Here is a 16,781-nt window from a genome sequence, read left to right on the forward strand (position 1 = left end):
GGACAAATGTCGCCAAGGCACCAGCCCCACCACGCCGACGATTCGCAGGACGACCCCGCACGGCCACGCCCCCGTCTCCGGTTCGTCCCGTTCCTCCCACGCCCGTCCGCGCCGGTGGCCATCGGGCTCGCGGTCGCCGTCCTCACGGCCACCGCCCTCGCCGCGCTGTGGATCACGGTCTCCTCTTCCCCCGCCCCGCCCGTGGCCGCGCCGTCCGCCCCCACCGCGACCCCGGACGGCGACCTCGACCCTGCCTCCCCGCCGACCGGCGACCCCCCTTCCTCCGGCGCACCGTCCCCCGTTCCCAGCCCCTCCGCCTCCGCCGGCACCCCGGCCCCCACCCCCGAGCCGACGCCACCGGCGACCCAAGGCGGCGAGGACACCGAGGCGAAGCGCCCACCCGACGGCAGGAGCTGCCCCGGGCACCCGACCCCCGCCTGCACCGGAGTCCCGCCCGGCACCCGGCTGACCAGGCTGGCCCTCAACGAGGGGGGCGCCTACCGCGTCACCGAACGGGGCACGGTCCTGGACGGCGTGCACATCCCCGGCGACCTGCTGATCGTCGCCGACGACGTGGTCATCAGAAACAGCCGCATCGACGGCAGCCTCTCAAACGAGTACAAGCTGCATCGCTACTCCTTCACCATCGCCGACTCCACCGTCGGCCCGCCCAAGGGCTGCCTGACCGCCCCCGGCGTCGGCGAGGCCCGCTTCACCGCCGAGCGGGTGCACATCCGCGGCCACGGCGACGGCTTCCACGCCTCCGGCGACGACATCGAGATCAGGGACTCCTACGTACGGCTCTGCTCCAACCCCGGCGACCACTCCGACGGCATCCAGACCTACCTCGCGGGCAAGGGCCTGGTCTTCGACCACAACACCGTCGACCAGCGCTTCGCCAAGGACATCACCGCCCCCATCTTCATCACCGACGAACAGGCCGAGGACGTCACCGTCACCCGCAACCTCGTCATGGGCGGCACGTACTCCATCCAGGTGAAGAACGTCAGCGGCAGGGCCGTCGTCCGCGACAACCGCCTGGTGGACAGGTCCTGGGTCTACGGCCCCGTGGAGGCCGACTGCGCCACCGTCGAATGGTCCGGCAACACCCTGGTGACCATCGACGACGACTACCGCATCACCTCGACCGTCGGCCCCCTCCCCTGCGCCACCTGACCCGGCCCATGTACGGCGCGCAGGAGGGCGCCGGAGGCGCCGATCAGCAGGAAGGTGACGCCGGTGACGGTGGCGAAGGAGAACAGGTCGAAGGTGGCCATGCCGATCAGGGGGACGGTCAGGGCGGCGGCGAGTGACAGGCCCAGGTCGCGGGTGGCGGGGTCGGCGCTGAGGTGGCGGGCGCGCAGGGCCGCGTAGGCGGCGGTGAGGAACATGGCGACGATCACGATGACGCCGATGAGGCCGGTCTCGACGGCGGACAGGATGTACTGGTTGTCGAAGACCTGGTGCTTGGGCGCGTACCAGGTGGCGAGGCCGCGGCCGAGCCAGGGGTGGCGGGCGATCTGGTCGGCGGCGACGGCGTAGTCGTGGGTGCGGTAGCGGATGCTGTCGTCGGCGCCGAGGTTGGCGAACAGGCCGTAGAACGTGCTGAGCAGGCCGGGCACGAGGAGCCACACCGCGACGAGGAAGCCGCCGGTGACGGCGATCGCCTGGAGGCGGCGGCGGGCGGGCCAGCCGAGCAGCAGCACCACGCCGACGCCGACCAGGCCGAGCATCGCCGAGCGGGACACCGAGAACATCAGGCCCATCGCGATCAGGGCCGTGCACGCCCACCAGCGCAGCGCGGGCTCGGCCCGTTCGCGGGCCTGGAAGCCGTAGTGGGCGGCGATCGGCAGCAGCATCGCGCACACCACGCCGAACTCGATCGGGTGCCCGGTCGTCGCCGCGACCCGGCGCAGGTCGGAGCGTTCGAGCACGAACGCGTCCGCGGAGGTGTACTCCAGGATCGGCAGCCGCAGAAAGCGGGTGAGGTCCAGGTCGAGCACGAACTGGAATCCGCCGATCACCGCCACGATCGCTCCGGCGGTCACGACGCACTTGAGCAGGAAGTCGAGCCGGTTCGCGTCGCGCACGCCGTCGCACACCAGCAGGGCCAGGCCGACCACGGCCACGATCAGGACCAGGGCGTGGTCGGCCAGGTTGAGCTCGTCGCTCGGCAGGTAGCCGTAGGTGGCGACGCCGTACGTGGCGATCGTCGCGGTGATGTGGGCGAACAACGCGGTGCGGACCGGGTTGCGCCCCTTCGCCATGCCCAGGGTCGTGGTGAACTGCGCGAACAGCCAGCACAGGGCGGCGATGAGGCTGATCACGTTGGCCGGGGTGAGGGACAGGGGCAGGTAGCGGAAGACCAGCCGGGCCGGGACGATCAGCAGCACCACGGCGAACAGGCAGGCCACGGTCGCGCCGTCCGCGCGGCGGCGCACGACCCCGGCGACGGCCTCTCCCCCCGCGCGGGTACGGCCCGCCGACCGCGTACGGCCCGGCGACGACGCGGCGGTCACGCCTCGGCCCCGGTTTTCGACGCGACCGCGACCGGGCTCTCAACCGGGGATTGCGCAACCGGGGATTCCGTGACCGGGGATTGCGCGGGCGCGGGCGGGCGCGGTCCGGGGAGTGCGGGGCCGTGCGCCAAGGAGCGGGATCGGCGTCGCCGGCCGAGGAGGCTCTCGACGGCGAAGGTCGCGGTGAGGGAGGCGATCAGGCCGGTCCCCAGGGCGGCGGCGGTGGCGCGCATCCGGCGGCCCTGCTGGGGACGCGGCGTGGTGGGGGGTACCGCCTCGGACATGCTGATGTACGTGCCTTTGGGCGCGTTGACCGCCTTCTGGCGGATGTCCAGTTCGAGTCGCGCCCGCTGGATGACGCGCCGCACCATCTGCGACGCCTTCTCGGGACTGGTGCTGTTCGCCTCGACGAACACCAGCGGGCCGGTGGCGAGCGACTCCAGGTTGCTGCTGCCGTTGGTCACCTGGTACTCGGTGTCGCCGCCCTCGCTCACGCCGAGGTCGCGGGCCACGTCGGGGGTGCCGAGGGCCGCGATGAGGATGGAGGCCGACACGCTCAGGCCGTGCTCGAAGTTGAGCATCGGATTGATCAGCGTGCTACGGATCCTCGGATCGGCCGCGACCGTGCCGCCCGTCGTCGGGGTGGTGAGCACCAGGACCGCGTTCGAAACGTAGACGACCGGAATGGTGGAGTAGACGCCGAACGCGGCGGCGACGGAAAGGGCGAAGGCCGGCAGAGAGATATACCACCGCCGAAACAGGACGAGAACCGTCCCCCAGAAGTCCATGTGCTTCCTTCCGAGCCGGACGGCGGCCCGCCGAGAACGAGGCCCGCCATTGAACCCGCCGCTGAACCCTTGTCAAACCATGCGAACCGGCGACGTCGAACTGCTTCACGCCTGACGCCGGGCTTTCCGTGGAACATCGCCCTAACCCTTGTCGTGCGTTACGGCGGCCGATGAAGATATTGCAATAGGATGCCCGTGGACGCCAAGTCGCCTTCCCTGACCATACACCCTCCCGACGTCAATCTCCCGCTATGACTTCTCGCTATAAATCCCCCATATACCTTTGCGGATACGCGCCGTCGTCGCCGCCCGTCACCGCTTGCGGGGACGAGCGCGCCGGTGACGCCGGTCGGCACCGCGGAACCGGAGTAAGCCGATCATGAGTGAGATGGCCGTGCTCACGCCGTGCTACCGAGGCGACGCGGCGATGTTTCCGGAATTGCACCGATCGGTGCTTGAATTCACCCCCGAGGACACGATTCACCACGTCTACGTACCGGCACGGGACAAGCACCTGTTCACCCAGTTCGAAGGTCCGCGCTGCCGGGTCTACACGCGCTCGGACATCCTGCCCTCGTACTACCTCCGTCCGCCGCTCACCGACGTGTACGTCAACGTCCGGCGGCCCTGGCCGCCGCTGCGCGGCTGGGTGATGCAGCAGACCGTCAAGATCGAGGCGGCCGCGCGACTCGACGTGGACGTCGTGCTCATCATCGACTCGGACGTGGTGCTGGTCCGCCCCACCACCGCCAAGCGCTTCGTCTCCGACGGCCGGCTGTGCCTGTACCGGGAGGAGAACGGCGTCACCGCCGACATGGAGCGCCACGTCATCTGGCACCGGGTCGCCCGCGAGCTGCTCGGCCTGCCTCCCGCGCCGCCGCCCCCGCTCCCCGACTACGTCACCCCGCTGAACTTCTGGGATCCGGCCATCGTCCGCGCGATGCAGCGACACATCACCGAGACGACCGGGATGAACTGGATCGACGCCTTCAACGCGCAACTGCACATCTCCGAGTTCATCCTGTACGGCGTGTTCGTCGACGAGGTCCTGAGCTCCCCCGGCACCCGCCCGCCCGGCGACATCTCGATCTGCCACAACAACTGGAAGCGCAGCCCTCTCGGCCTCGACGAGGCCATCGCCTTCGCCGACAGGCTGCCCCCGGAGGCGGTCGCCATGATGATCTCCGCCAAGTCGAAGACCTCCGACGACGTACGGCTCGCCGCCAACCGTTACGCCACCACCCTGGCCGCCGCCGACTGACCGTCCCGGATGTTCGGGGCCACCCCGGAGCGGGCGGGTCGGCGGCGGACCGCCCGCCGGCGCGGACCGGATGTCGGGCGATCGGAGGTCAGGCGACGAGAGGTCAGGCATGGCCCCGGGAGCCGTCCCGGTCCGCCCTGCCGGGCACGACGACCACATAGGAGTCCTCGGCCGGGCTCGCCGGGTCGGAGCCGTCGCGGCCGTCCGCGTCGCCGTCCTCACCGGTGAGACGAGCACGCAGCTCCCGGGTGGCGTCGTCGCTCCAGGCGGCGGTCTCCTCCCAGTCGTCCGGATCGTCGGAAGCGCCGGGCGCGCGGTCCGTGGCGACCGGCTCGGCCTCGTCCTTCGCCCCGTCGGGCTCCCCGGCCGCGTCGCCCCGCCTCCTCGTCGTTGCGGCGGGCTCGTCGGACACGGGCTCCGGCCATTCGGACCTGCGGATGACCGTCGTGATGACGGGCTCGGACGGCTCCCCCGCGGAACCGGGCTCGTCGGCCGGATCCGAGCCATCGGCCGCGTCCGGCGCCGGAGCGGTCATGTCCGTCGTGGGGGCCTCCGCCCGGGAGGCGTCCGCCCTCCGGGCCGGACCGACATCCCGGTCGGCGTCCGGGTCGGCATGCGCGGAAGCGTGAACGGCCTGCGGGTCGGGCGCCTCGGACGCCTCGGTCACAGGGGACCGAACGGGCAAAGAGCTCTTCCCTCCCGCGCGGCCCGCTCTGATCTGGATGACGGCGTAGGCGAGACCGAAACCCGCCACCAGCGTCACGACCAGCGCGGCCCCGGCGGCGGTGAACTTGGCGGAGAGCTTCGGCTCGGGCGTGGAGGGCGGCACCACGTCGGCCATCCAGATGTAGGTCGACCTCGGCGCCCGGAGCGCCTGCTGCCGCGCGACCAGCTCGGCCTGGATGCGCTTCTTCGCCCGGATCGTGGTGTCCCGGGCGGCGGCGGCCGAGGTGCTCTCGGCCTCCACGTAGATGAACGGGCCGTTGGTGCTGATGCCCAGCAGTTCGGGGTTGGTCCGGCCGTCGTTGATGACGAGGCTCGTCGGCCCCCCGTCCACGATGCCGAGCTCGGCCATGATGTCAGGCGCGTTCATCGCCAGGATGAGAATGCCCGCGGTGGTCCGCAACCCGTCATTGAACTGCAGCAGCGGGTTGGTCAGCCCACCCGGCTTCGTCGGATCCTGCGACAGCGTGCCCCCCGTCGCCGGAGCGGTGAGCACCATGGAGGCCGTCGAGACATAAACGGTGGGCAACAGAAAATAAACCAGCCCGGCTATGATGATTGAGAGCGCAATCATCGGAGGGCCGACGGACTTCTTTCTGACCAGAAAAAGAACGCCTTTCCAGAAATCCATGCCCTTCCTGCCTCCGCAAAGGTTTCGGGGCGCGGCCCCTGAGCAAAACACTATATGAACGACCGCGCATTGCGAAGCCGCTGTTACGCATTTGACATCCCACCTGGGATGTTACGTCCGGCAAGCGGATGACGATAGACCCCGAGGGCGTCCGAAACGTCGCCCGGACGTCGCGATCCGTCCCGCACCGGCACTCCGGCGCTCGGCACGGGCGAACACGCAAATGCCGCAGGCACTCCGACACGGGAAGGAAGTCCACCGGTTGACCACTGTTCACCAGATCGTACGGACGTCGCCTCCGGCGAGCGCACGGACGCTGCGCGCGTGACCCGGCAGGGCGCCGGATTCGCGCCCTCCCGCCACGGCACGCGGACATCCTCCGACCACCAGGGAGAGTGAGTGACTCCTCCGCTTCCCGAAGAAAGCGGCTTCTCGCATTCCGCCGACTCCGCCGAGGCGGGCGACGGGCCGGCCGTACCCGTTTCGAACACAAGGACCATCTCAGGAATGCGATTTCCCCGCCGGGTGCACCGGGCGGCCCGCCCCAACGCGACGCAGCCGGCGGCGCGGGCCGCGAGCACATTCGCCGGCGGCGAGGCGCGGCACCGCGCCAGGCTCGCCTGCCTCGACGGCATACGCGGCGTCGCCGCGCTGTTCGTGATGGTGCACCACTGTTGGTTGCTGTCCTTTCCGGGGTATCCGCGCGACACGGGTCCGGGCTGGGCCGGGTGGCTGCTCTACGGGCACTTCGCGGTGGTGGTGTTCATCGTGCTGTCCGGTTTCTCGCTCGCGGTGTCGCCCGCCCGCTCCGGGTGGCGGCTGGGCGGTCTTGGCCGGTTCGCCCAGCGACGGGCATGGCGCATCCTGCCGCCGTACTGGGCCGCGCTGGCGCTCAGCCTGGTGATCGCGTGGACGGTGATCCCGCAGCCGGGCGAGGGCCCGCCCACGGCGAAGTCGGTCCTGGTGTACGGCCTGCTGACGCAGGACCTGTTCGGCGCGCCCAGCCCCAACGGCGCCTTCTGGTCCATCGCCATCGAGGCGCAGCTCTACCTGGCCTTCCCCGCCATGCTCCTGGTCCTGGCCAGGTACGGCGCGGCCGTCATGCTCGGCGCGGTCACCGCGATCGTCGTCGCCGTCGGCGCGCTCGCGCCGTACGTGCCCGCCGTGGACCTGCTGATGCGGCTGACCCCGCAGTTCGCGGCCCTGTTCGCCGCCGGAGTCGTGGCGACGGTCGTCCTCGCCGCCGACCGCCCCTCGCCGAACCGGCTCGATGCGGACCGCATGAGCGACGTCGCCGCAGGTCATCCCGGACCGAGCGACCTCGGTCAAAACCCGATCGCCCCCGGCCCCGCCACATTGGCCCGTGACGCGGCCGAGCCCGCCGGGCGGGCGGGAAGACCGAAGCGATACCACGCACTCCTGCCGTGGCTGGCGCTCGCCACCGCCGTCCCCGCCGTCACGCTGATCGTGGTCCAGGGGTCCGTCTGGACGGTCGAGAACTTCTTCTGGGTGGATCTCGCGCTCGGCCCCTGCGTGGCGCTGCTGCTCGCGGCCCTCGCCACGGGCCGCCCGGCATGGCTCGTGCGCCTGCTCGACCTGCGCCCGCTGCGCCGGCTCGGCTCGTTCTCCTACAGCCTCTACCTGACCCACGCGCCGTTCGTCGTCATCATGGCCCAGCTGATCGTGGCCCCGCGCGTGACCCCCGGCGTGCCGGCGTTCCTCACCACGCTGGCCCTGTCCGCGCCCCTGACGATCGCGGTGGCCTGGGCCTTCGCCGCCGTCTTCGAGCTTCCCTTCCAGCGCCACCGAAGCTGGACCGCGCTGCGCGCCGCGATCCGCGCCCGCCTGCCCCGGCGCAAGGCCCGTCCGGCGGCGAACGAGCCGTGAGCCCGTGGCCGGGCTCATCGGGCGAGCCCGGCCATCCGCAGCAGCTTGCGGCTGCGATGGCTCACCGTACGCCGCTGCCGCCGGGCGTACATGCGGTACACGGCAGCCCTGGCCCGCCGGCGCTGCGCCTCGGTCAGGTCGGCCGCGCGGATCCAGCCCAGCAGCTCGCGCAACTGCAGCGTGTTGGAGAAGTGGGACTGCCAGGACGGTACGCCGAGCCGCCGGGCCACCACCCCGATGCGCTCCAGCTTCCAGTGCCGGTGGGCGAGCACCTCCGGCACGTGGCCCCACGGACCCGCCAGGGCGAGCTTGGCGGCGAACACCTCGTCCTCGCGCAGCATGTTGCGGCGCGGCACCGCCGCCACGGGGGCGCGCCGTACCATGCCATAGAGCGGGTCGATGATCAGGTGGCTCTCGTTGAGCAGCCGCAGCATCTCGGCGAAGCGTTCGACCGGATCGTCCGAGCGCAGCGCGGTGCCGGTGTAGTCGCCGGTGGCGACCGTGCCGTCGGGCCCGGTGTAGGCGACCTTGCTGGTGACGAGGATGAGCCGGGGGTCGGCGGCGAACTCGCGCAGCAGCCGGGAGACGTAGTGCGGCTCCAGCCTGTCGTCGTCGCCGATCCAGCGGAAGTACTCGCCCCGGGCCAGGCGGATCGCGGCGATGAAGTTGTTCAGCAGGCCGATGTTGCGCGGCTGCCGGTGGTAGACGACGCGCTCGTCGGCGGCGGCCAGGTCCCGGCAGACCTGCTCGGTCTGGTCGGTCGAGGCGTTGTCGCAGATGACGAGCTCGATGTGGCCGTGGTCCTGGGCGAGCACCGAGCGGACCACGTTCTCCACCCGGTCGGCGGCGTTGCGCACCGGCAGGCCGATCGAGACCAGGGGGCCGGAGGTCGTGTCCATGAACTCCTCACGAAACGGTACGAGGCGATGGGGGGTGCCGGTCAGCGTGGACAGTCGGCGTGGACAGTCGGCGTGGACAGTCGGCGTGGACAGTCGGCGTGGACGGTCAGCCGTGGACGGTCAGCGTGAGCGGGCGGCGGCGAGCCGGCCGCCGAGCCGTGCCAGGGCGGCGACCAGCGTGACGCGCGGCACCATGACCAGGACGTAGGCGAGCAGACCGCCGCCGCCCGCCACGCACAGCTCGACGAACGGGTTGCCGCCCGTGAGCCCCGTCACCAGCGCCGACAGCGCGAGCGCCAGCACGCCGCAGACCAGCCCGCCGAGCAGCGGGCGGCGCAACTCGGGGAGGATCGGGCCGAGGCGCACCCCCGTACGGCGCAGCGCCAGCACCGCCAGCGGAAGGGCGACGAGGGCGGCGGAGGCCGCGTGCCCGATGGCGGCCCCGCGGATGCCGCCGAGGTGCGCCCCGACGAAGATCGCGGGCACGAGCGCGACGCCGGTCCCGGCGTTCATCCAGACCGTGGCCCGCGTCGCGCCCTGCGAGGTGAGGATGTCGAACGCGAACGAGGTCAGCATCCGCACCAGCATCAGCACCGCGAGAAAGCGCAGCACCCCGGCCGACATCTCCCATTCCACGCCATAGAGGAACACCACGATCGAGTGCGCGAGCACCGCCATCAGCACCGCGATCGGCAGCACGCCGGCGACCAGCAGCGGCACCGAGCGCTCCACGCCGCGCTGCAGCGTCTGGTCGTCGCGCTCGGCCAGCCGGGAGAACCCGGGGATCGACACGTAGCGGATCGCGGTCCCGACCAGCCCCGGCACCCAGCTCGACACGTTGAACGCGAGCAGGTAGAAGCCGAGCAGCTCCTTGTGCAGCACCGCGCCCACGATGACGTAGCCGACGTTCAGCAGCACCGCCTCCAGGCCGGTCCCGGCCGCCGACGGCAGGCCGAACCGCAGCAGCCGCACGGCGATCGCCCGGTCCACGCGCAGCCGGAACGGCACCCCGGCCGACACGAATATCAGCACGCCGGTCACCACCGCCCCCGCGAGTTGCCCCCAGGCGAAGCTGTACGGCCCGGCCCCGCCCGCGGCGAGCGTGATCGCCACGGCGGCGTTCATCACGAAGCCCGCCAGGATCGCCCCGGTGAGCCGGTCGTGCCGGAACTCGCGCATGAGCACGCCGCTGCGGACGGCGGTGAAGCCCTCCACGAGGATCACCGCGGTGAGGATGCGCACCACCGGGGCGGCGTCCGGGGTGCCGGCCATCGCGGCGAACGCCGGCGCGCCCACCCAGAACACCCCGTACAGCGAGGTCGCCGACACCAGCGCCAGCACGGTCGCGGTCGGCGCCATCTCCTCCAGCCGCCCCCGCCACTGCACGGTCGCCGCGATGATCCCGACATCCTTGATCGTCATCACGAACTGGGTCGCGGCGAGCGCGACCGCGTAGACGCCGAAGTCCCCGGGCGCGAGCAGCCGCACGAGCACCAGGCTCACGATGAAGGACCCGGCCTTCATCACCACGTTGCCGAGCAGGCTCCACCGCAGCCCCCGCCCGGCCTTGCGCCCGATCGCGCCCACCGCGCCGGACGCGGCGTCTCCAGCCGCCGGGTCCCCGGCCGCCGGCGCGTCCGCGTCCGTGTCCGCCACCCCCGCCGTGGCCGCCACCCCCGCCGTGGCCGCCACCCCCGCCGTGTCCGTGGTCGCCGACGCGTCCCCGGCCGTGGCGGCGCTCTCGTTGTGGCCCATCTCGGCGCTCATCGGCCGGTTCGCGCCGCATCGGGGCCGCCGGGCCGGGCCGTACGGCCGGGCTCGGGAACGCGTTCGAGCCAGATCTCCCGCCAGAACGGGACGAACTCGCGGGGGCAGTTGAGGTTGTAGACGCCCGCGCAGACGATGCCGTCGAGGATGATGCAGGGGTTCTTCATCCGCAGCATCCGGCCGGTCCGCTCGTCGATGCAGCGATCGACGCGGGCCACCACCCGGGCGGTCCGGCCGCAGTACCGGGCCATCTCCTCCTCGAAGCCCATGCCGCGGTTGAGCAGGTCCGCGTTGAGCGTGGCGAGGATCTCCTCCTTGGATTTGATCCGGACCAGTTCGCCGGGCCGCAGGTCGAGGCGGGCGCTCGGGGTCGGGCCGGTCGCGCCGCCCTTGACGAACCCCCAGCGCAGGCCCCCCTTGATGCGCAGCGGCCGGGGCAGCACGCGCGTGCTCAGGTGCTGGTACCGGTTGAACAGGCCGATGAGGATGCCGCGCAGCGTCGCGAGCACGCCGGCGTTGCCGGTGCGCACGTCCGTCACGTACTGGCGTACGTCGCGGAACGGCAGGCAGACCGGGGCCGCGCGGAGCAGTTCGGTGGCCTGGCAGGAGTAGCGCTCCTCGCCGTCCGGCCCGGGTTCCTTGCGGGTGGCGGCCTCCAGCAGGGGCAGCAGTTGCCGGCCCGCCGCGAGGTCGCCGGGCGCGCCGGAGGCACTGGGGGCACCGGCCTGGCCGGACCGCCCCGCCGAATCCCTCCCCGGCGCCGGGACCGACGGCCGCGGCGGCGTCACGGCCGTCGCCGGACGCGGGACCCCGTTCACCCCCTCCGCCGCCCGGCCCCCGGGCGACAGGTCCTGCCCCGGCTCCACACGCTTGAGCCAGGCCTCCTTCCAGTAGAGGGAGCAGGCGGTCTGGCAGCCGCCGTGGAACGCGCCGTCGCAGCGCGCGCCGGTGAGATGGACGGCGTTGTCCATGCGGCGCAGGCCGCTGCGGCTGATCGTGTCGCAGAGCTTGTGCGCCACCTTGTGGACGGTGAGGCGCCGCCCGCAGAACCTCAGCATCTCCGGCATGAAGGGCAGGCCGTCCAGTTCGCCCTTCTCGTCGAGGGTGGCGAGGATCTCCTCCTCGCTGCGGACCTCCACGACGTCGCCGACGCGAAGGCCGAGGCCGCCCGTGCGCCGCGGCATGACTTCTACCATTGTTTGACCGGTTCCAGCAGGGTGGCGTCGCACAGCGCCCGCGCCGCGTCCGCCACGAGATCGAAGGGGAGGCCGGACCGCTCGGCGATGTCGAGCAGGCCGTGCTCTCCGTCGGACAGGTTGAGCACCCAGAGCATCGCCATCTGGGCCTGTTTGGTGTCGCTTCGCCCGCCGAGGGAGTCGTACAGGCCGCGGCGGCCGAGCTGCGGCTCGCCGTACGGGCTGAGGTTGACGTAGCGTCGGTCGCGGTCGAGGATCCGCATGATCTCCCAGCAGGCGTCGAGGGTGTCGCGCATCGCCTCCTCGGTCACGAAGTCCGGGTTGTCCCCCGACGTGTGATATTCCGGATATCCGCCGTACGGGGTGCGGGTGAGCGAGCCCACGCCCAGGTTGAACCCGGGCGAGCAGTACTGCCGCTCGTCGTAGCCGTACGGCGAGAAGTCCACGACCGTGTGCGGCCGCCCGGACGAGCGCAGCACGTACTGCGCGACCCGGTCGATCGGGGCGTCGCCGCGCCTGCTGCGCTTGTACGTGAGCGAGCCCCGATCCCCGGCGCAGGCGAGCACCAGACCGTGCCTGACGCGCTCGACGCGGTCGCGGTTGCGCGCCAGCCAGGTGATCGCCCCGATCGTGCCGGGCGCGAACAGGAAGCGGTAGGTGTACCACGGCCGCCCCCCGCCCGCGCCGTCGGTCCCGGCCGCGAGCCGCCGCGCGAGCCGCGTCGCCACCGCGATCGCGGCCAGGTTGTCGTTGGCGAGCGAGGGGTGGCACACGTGGCAGGAGACCAGCACCTCGTCCTCGACCTGGCCGGGCACCACGTGCTCGCCGTAGGTGAGGTGCCCGTCGGCGAGCGTGGAGTCGATCCGCACCTCGTAGTCGCCGTCGGGCAGCGCCGCCAGCGCGTTCGCGCTCAGGCAGAAGCCCCAGGTCTCGGCGTAGTAGCTCGTCCGGTAGGGGATGAGATCGGGCTGGTCGGGCAGCGTGTGCAGCCGCTCGCGCAGCTGTGCCAGCGGCAGCACCGCCGCCACCGGCACGCTGTAGCCGACCACGTGCAGGTTGCACGCGTTGAAGTCGATCACCCGCCGCCCCGACGCGTCCTTGACGTAGGCGTCGCGGATGTTCCACTCCTTGGGCACCGTCCAGTCGAGCACCGGCGTCCCGGTCGGCACCTCGCGCACCTCCAGCGGCACCTCCGCCGAGATGATCTCCAGGGTACGGCGCACGCCGTCGCCGGTGATGCTGCGGCACAACGGATAGAGCCGCTCCACCAGCGCGTGCATCTCCCCCGGCTCCTCGGCGGCCCCCAGGACGCCCGGGACGCTCGCGGCGCTCGGGTTCCCGCTCACGCCCCCTCCCGGGGCCGCAGGTCCTCGCCCACGCCGCCCTCGGTACGCCGGTCGGCGAGCCGGGCCAGCCGGGTGAAGTCGCGCTCGAAGCCGTGCCTGGTCAGCCCGAACCCGATGTAGGCGTCGTACAGCTCGACCGCCCCGGCCTTCACCGTCCAGCGGGGGGCGAACCCGGGCAGCGCGCGCCGGATGCGGGAGAAGTCCACCCGGTACGAGCGCGGGTCGGCCCCCGTCTCGCCGGTGATGACCAGGCGCGAGCCGGGCACCGCCTCCACCACCTCGGCGGCGATCTCGGCGACGGTGAGGTTGTTCTGCTCCGTGCCCACGTTGAACGCGGTGGCGTGCACCGCCTCGCGCGGCGCGTCGAGCGCGAGCAGGAACGCCTCGGCGATGTCCAGCGCGTGCGCGAGCGGGCGCCACGGCGTGCCGTCCGACAGCACCCGCACCTCGCCGCTGAGCACCGCGTGCCCGACGAGGTTGTTGAGCACGATGTCGGCGCGCAGCCGCGGCGAGAAGCCGAACGCGGTGGCGTTGCGCAGGAACACCGGGCTGAAGTCGTCGTCGGCGAGCTCGGCCAGGTCGTCCTCGACCCGGACCTTCGACACCGCGTACGGCGTGACCGGCCGCAGCGGCGCGTCCTCATCGACCAGGTCCTCGCCGGAGGCGCCGTAGACCGAGCAGGTGGAGGCGTACAGGAAGCGGCGCACGCCGGCGTCGCGGGCCAGGCGGGCGAGCCGTACCGCCGCGTGGTGGTTGATGGCGTAGGTGAGCTCGGGGGCGAGCGCGCCGAGCGGGTCGTTGGACAGCGCGGCGAGGTGGATCACGGCGTCCATCCCGGCGAGCATGTCCGGGGTGACGTCCCGCAGGTCCACGGCGAACCCCGGAGGGTCGTGGGGCACAGGGCCGAGCACGCGGTCGGCGAACAGGCCGGAGTCGAGGCCGATCACCTCGTGTCCGGCCGCGGCGAGCACCGGGCTCATGACCGTGCCCAGGTAGCCCTGGTGCCCGGTGAGCAGCACGCGCATGTGGGTCAGCCTCCTGATCTCAGGTCGAGCGTGAGCTTGGCGACGTGGAACGCCTCGGCGTATCGGGCGTGGCACTCGATGCCCCGGATACGGGCCAGCCCGAGGAACGCCTCGCGGTCGTACCACGCGCGTCCACGTTGTGAGGGGTAGTGCCGTTCGAGGAGCGCGACCTTCGCCTCGGCCACGTCCGGATCGAGCGGCTGGTAGACGGAGGGGCGGCCGAGGTCGCCGTCCCACTTGATGATCTCGTAACCGAGCACGAGATGGTCGCGGAACGCGGTCGGCACGAGTTTCGCGAGTCCCCGGTGGTCCTGGTGGGCGTCGCCGGGGTGCGGCCCGAGCAGCAGGTCGGGGTCGGTGCGGGCGCGCAGCTCCTCCACCGCCGCCTTGGCCTCGTCCCAGTGCGCGGGCAGCCGGCCGTCGGGCAGCTTGAGCACGGTCAGCCGCAGGTCGGCCCCCGGGCAGAAGTCCGCGAGCGCCGCCGCCTCCTCGTCCTCGCGCTCGGTGCCGCCGCCGGACAGCACCAGCGCGTCCACCCGGATGCCCGGATGGCTCGCACAGACTGTCAGCAGCGTGCCGCCCGCGCCGATCGCGAGGTCGTCGCAGTGCGCGGCGAGCGCGGCGATCGCCCGCAGCCCTCGCCCGCCCGCCGCGTCGGTGCCCGGCCCGTTCGCCTCCCGCCGGTACGGCCGAAGCCCGATCATGCGCCCACCCGCTCCCACAGCGCCCACGGCCGATCCCCGCGCGAGTACGCCTCGTCCAGCGCGAGCCGCTCCTTGACGGTGTCGGTCGGCCGCCAGTAGCCGCAGTGCCGGTAGGCGAGCAGCCGCCCCCGCTTGGCCAGCTGGGCGCAGCCGTCGGCGACGAGGTCGCCGTTCTCCGGGATGTGCTCGAAGATCTCCTGGCGCAGCACGAAGTAGCCGCCGTTGACCCACAGCGGCATCTCGGCGACCGGCACGATCGCGCCGACCCGGCCGTCCTCGCCCACGTCGACGCAGTGGAAGGTGCCGGGCGGCGGCACCACCATCATCGAGGCGCCCGCGTCGGACGCGGAGAACCGCTCGATGATCTGCGGCAGCGGCGCGTCGGTGAGGATGTCCGCGTAGTTGGCGAGGAACATCTCCTCGCCGTCGAGGTGGTCGCGGACCCGGCGCAGCCGCTCCCCGATCGGGGAGGAGATGCCGGTCTGCACGAACGAGATCGACCAGTCGGAGATGTCGGTGGACAGCAGCTCGACCCGGCCCTCGCGCAGCACGAAGTCGTTGGAGGTCGTCTCCTGGTAGTTGAGGAAGAACTCCTTGATGTGGTGCGCGCCGTACCCCAGGCACAGGATGAACTCCTTGTGCCCGAAGTGGGCGTAGTACCGCATCACATGCCAGATCAGCGGGCGGGGGCCGACGAGCTGCATGGGCTTGGGCACGTCGCCGGGGGTGCCGGAGCGCATGCGGGTGCCGTAGCCGCCGCAGAACAGGACGACCTTCACGAGATCACCTCCAAACCGGGGATGGGGAACACCAGGCGACCGCCCCAGTCCCGCACGTAGGAGAGCTGGGCGACGAGCTCCTCGCGCAGGTTCCACGGCAGGACCAGCACGTAGTCGGGCCGGTCGGCGGCGATGCGCTCGGGCGGCAGGATCGGGATGCGCGCCCCGGGGGTGAACCTGCCGTGCTTGTAGGGGTTGCGGTCCACCGTGTACGGCAGCAGGTCGGGGCGTACGCCGCAGTAATTGAGCAGGGTGTTGCCCTTGCCCGGCGCGCCGTACCCGACGACCGTGCGGCCCTGCTCGGCCGCCTCGATCAGGAAGCCCAGCAGCTCGCGCCGCACCCGGGCGACCCGGGCGGCGAACCCGGCGTATCCGGACGCGTCATGCAGCCCGGCGGCCTTCTCCGCGTCGAGCACGGCGGTCATGCGCGCGCTCGGCTCGCCGTCCGTGGCGCCCTCGGGCCGGGCCCAGAGGCGGATCGAGCCGCCGTGCGTGGGCAGCGTCTCGACGTCCACGAGCGTCAGGCCGCCGCCGGCCAGGGCGCGTCGCGCGGAGGCGACGGTGTAGTACTGGAAGTGCTCGTGGTAGATCGTGTCGAACTGGTTGAGCTCCATCAGCGTGAGCAGGTGCTGCACCTCGATCGAGACCCAGCCGTCGTCGGCGACCAGCGCGCGCAGGCCCTGGGTGAAGCCCACCACGTCCGGGATGTGCGCGTACACGTTGTTGGCGACCACCAGGTCGGCGGGGCCGTGCTCGGCGCGCACCGCGGCGCCGGTCTGCGGGGTGAGGAACGCGGTGAGCGTCGGCACGCCGCGCTCGCGCGCCGCCGCCCCGACGTTCGCCGCCGGCTCGACGCCCAGGCAGCGCAGGCCGCGCTCGACCACGTGCCGCAGCAGGTAGCCGTCGTTGCTGGCGACCTCGACCACGAACGCGTCGCCGGACAGGCCGAGCCGCGCGATCGTCTCGTCCACGTACCGGCGGGCGTGCTCCACCCAGCTCGTCGAGTAGGAGGAGAAGTAGGCGTACTCGGTGAACGTCTCCTCCGGCGTGATCAGCGGCGGGAGCTGGGCCAGGCGGCAGTCGGCGCAGACCCGCAGGTGCAGGGGGTAGGTCACCTCGGGCTCGTCGAGCTGCTCGGCGGTGAGGAAGCTCTCACACGGCGGCGTCGCGCCGAGATCGACGACGCTCGACAGGTTCGTCGAGCCACATAACCGACATAACGTCACAGGTCACTCCCTGCTCGATGAAGGGGGCAC

At 72.0% G+C, this 16,781-nt stretch carries 14 protein-coding genes; 3 read left to right on the plus strand and 11 right to left on the minus strand.

Annotated elements, in window-relative coordinates:
* The first annotated feature begins 6 nt into the window (after positions 1-6).
* The gene (locus AB0K60_RS26395) at positions 7-1,176 is read left to right on the plus strand and encodes a hypothetical protein (RefSeq protein WP_364060415.1); all 1,170 of its coding nucleotides are present in this window, start codon (positions 7-9) and stop codon (positions 1,174-1,176) included.
* Here the strand turns inward: AB0K60_RS26395 and AB0K60_RS26400 are convergent.
* The gene (locus AB0K60_RS26400) at positions 1,131-2,519 is read right to left on the minus strand and encodes an O-antigen ligase family protein (RefSeq protein WP_364060418.1); all 1,389 of its coding nucleotides are present in this window, start codon (positions 2,517-2,519) and stop codon (positions 1,131-1,133) included. The genes AB0K60_RS26395 and AB0K60_RS26400 overlap by 46 nt on opposite strands.
* The gene (locus tag AB0K60_RS26405; RefSeq protein ID WP_364060421.1) at positions 2,516-3,307 is read right to left on the minus strand and encodes a hypothetical protein; all 792 of its coding nucleotides are present in this window, start codon (positions 3,305-3,307) and stop codon (positions 2,516-2,518) included. Before AB0K60_RS26405 ends, AB0K60_RS26400 begins: the two co-directional genes overlap by 4 nt.
* Before the next feature lie 379 nt (positions 3,308-3,686).
* Between AB0K60_RS26405 and AB0K60_RS26410 the strand changes: the two genes are divergently transcribed.
* On the plus strand, positions 3,687-4,568 hold the full coding sequence (locus AB0K60_RS26410; protein WP_364060424.1) for a DUF6492 family protein: 882 nt from the start codon (positions 3,687-3,689) through the stop codon (positions 4,566-4,568).
* Between the two features lie 103 nt (positions 4,569-4,671).
* On the opposite strand, the gene AB0K60_RS26415 is transcribed toward AB0K60_RS26410, so the two are convergent.
* Entirely contained in the window at positions 4,672-5,820 is a 1,149-nt protein-coding gene (locus AB0K60_RS26415) for a hypothetical protein (protein WP_364060427.1), read from the minus strand.
* A 609-nt stretch (positions 5,821-6,429) separates the two neighbouring features.
* Here AB0K60_RS26415 and AB0K60_RS26420 point away from each other — a divergent pair.
* On the plus strand, positions 6,430-7,809 hold the full coding sequence (locus AB0K60_RS26420) for an acyltransferase (protein WP_364060430.1): 1,380 nt from the start codon (positions 6,430-6,432) through the stop codon (positions 7,807-7,809).
* Between the two features lie 14 nt (positions 7,810-7,823).
* On the opposite strand, the gene AB0K60_RS26425 is transcribed toward AB0K60_RS26420, so the two are convergent.
* The 8 genes from AB0K60_RS26425 to AB0K60_RS26460 all read right to left on the minus strand — a co-directional run bounded on the left by AB0K60_RS26425 (position 7,824) and on the right by AB0K60_RS26460 (position 16,751).
* Positions 7,824-8,708 carry a glycosyltransferase family 2 protein gene (locus tag AB0K60_RS26425; protein ID WP_364060433.1) on the minus strand — a complete coding sequence of 295 codons (885 nt, stop codon included), beginning with the start codon at positions 8,706-8,708 and terminating at the stop codon, positions 7,824-7,826.
* Between the two features lie 120 nt (positions 8,709-8,828).
* Entirely contained in the window at positions 8,829-10,475 is a 1,647-nt protein-coding gene (locus tag AB0K60_RS26430) for an oligosaccharide flippase family protein (RefSeq protein WP_364060436.1), read from the minus strand.
* On the minus strand, positions 10,472-11,659 hold the full coding sequence (locus AB0K60_RS26435) for a hypothetical protein (RefSeq protein WP_364060439.1): 1,188 nt from the start codon (positions 11,657-11,659) through the stop codon (positions 10,472-10,474). Before AB0K60_RS26435 ends, AB0K60_RS26430 begins: the two co-directional genes overlap by 4 nt.
* 5 nt (positions 11,660-11,664) lie before the next feature.
* Positions 11,665-13,017: a DUF4910 domain-containing protein gene (locus AB0K60_RS26440; protein WP_364060442.1), complete on the minus strand. Its 1,353-nt coding sequence runs from the start codon at positions 13,015-13,017 to the stop codon at positions 11,665-11,667.
* Positions 13,014-14,042 carry an SDR family oxidoreductase gene (locus tag AB0K60_RS26445; protein WP_364060445.1) on the minus strand — a complete coding sequence of 343 codons (1,029 nt, stop codon included), beginning with the start codon at positions 14,040-14,042 and terminating at the stop codon, positions 13,014-13,016. Before AB0K60_RS26445 ends, AB0K60_RS26440 begins: the two co-directional genes overlap by 4 nt.
* Before the next feature lie 5 nt (positions 14,043-14,047).
* Positions 14,048-14,746, minus strand: a complete 699-nt coding sequence (locus AB0K60_RS26450; protein ID WP_364060448.1) for a PIG-L deacetylase family protein — start codon at positions 14,744-14,746, stop codon at positions 14,048-14,050.
* The gene (locus tag AB0K60_RS26455; RefSeq protein ID WP_364060450.1) at positions 14,743-15,525 is read right to left on the minus strand and encodes a sugar phosphate nucleotidyltransferase; all 783 of its coding nucleotides are present in this window, start codon (positions 15,523-15,525) and stop codon (positions 14,743-14,745) included. The genes AB0K60_RS26450 and AB0K60_RS26455 overlap by 4 nt, the downstream gene beginning before the upstream one ends.
* Positions 15,522-16,751 carry a class I SAM-dependent methyltransferase gene (locus tag AB0K60_RS26460; protein WP_364060452.1) on the minus strand — a complete coding sequence of 410 codons (1,230 nt, stop codon included), beginning with the start codon at positions 16,749-16,751 and terminating at the stop codon, positions 15,522-15,524. Before AB0K60_RS26460 ends, AB0K60_RS26455 begins: the two co-directional genes overlap by 4 nt.
* Positions 16,752-16,781 lie beyond the last annotated feature (30 nt).

Origin of the sequence: Thermopolyspora sp. NPDC052614, assembly GCF_040678635.1 — a bacterium.
Classification (GTDB): domain Bacteria; phylum Actinomycetota; class Actinomycetes; order Streptosporangiales; family Streptosporangiaceae; genus Thermopolyspora.

Bases quoted from the DNA above. Each gene is read 5' to 3' on its own strand.
- AB0K60_RS26445 (WP_364060445.1), bottom strand. From the start codon at position 14,042: ATGCGCGTGCTGCTCACCGGGCACCAGGGCTACCTGGGCACGGTCATG.
- AB0K60_RS26435 (WP_364060439.1), bottom strand. From the start codon at position 11,659: ATGCCGCGGCGCACGGGCGGCCTCGGCCTTCGCGTCGGCGACGTCGTG.
- AB0K60_RS26430 (WP_364060436.1), bottom strand. From the start codon at position 10,475: ATGAGCGCCGAGATGGGCCACAACGAGAGCGCCGCCACGGCCGGGGAC.
- AB0K60_RS26410 (WP_364060424.1), top strand. From the start codon at position 3,687: ATGAGTGAGATGGCCGTGCTCACGCCGTGCTACCGAGGCGACGCGGCG.
- AB0K60_RS26395 (WP_364060415.1), top strand. From the start codon at position 7: ATGTCGCCAAGGCACCAGCCCCACCACGCCGACGATTCGCAGGACGAC.
- AB0K60_RS26420 (WP_364060430.1), top strand. From the start codon at position 6,430: ATGCGATTTCCCCGCCGGGTGCACCGGGCGGCCCGCCCCAACGCGACG.
- AB0K60_RS26405 (WP_364060421.1), bottom strand. From the start codon at position 3,307: ATGGACTTCTGGGGGACGGTTCTCGTCCTGTTTCGGCGGTGGTATATC.
- AB0K60_RS26425 (WP_364060433.1), bottom strand. From the start codon at position 8,708: ATGGACACGACCTCCGGCCCCCTGGTCTCGATCGGCCTGCCGGTGCGC.
- AB0K60_RS26450 (WP_364060448.1), bottom strand. From the start codon at position 14,746: ATGATCGGGCTTCGGCCGTACCGGCGGGAGGCGAACGGGCCGGGCACC.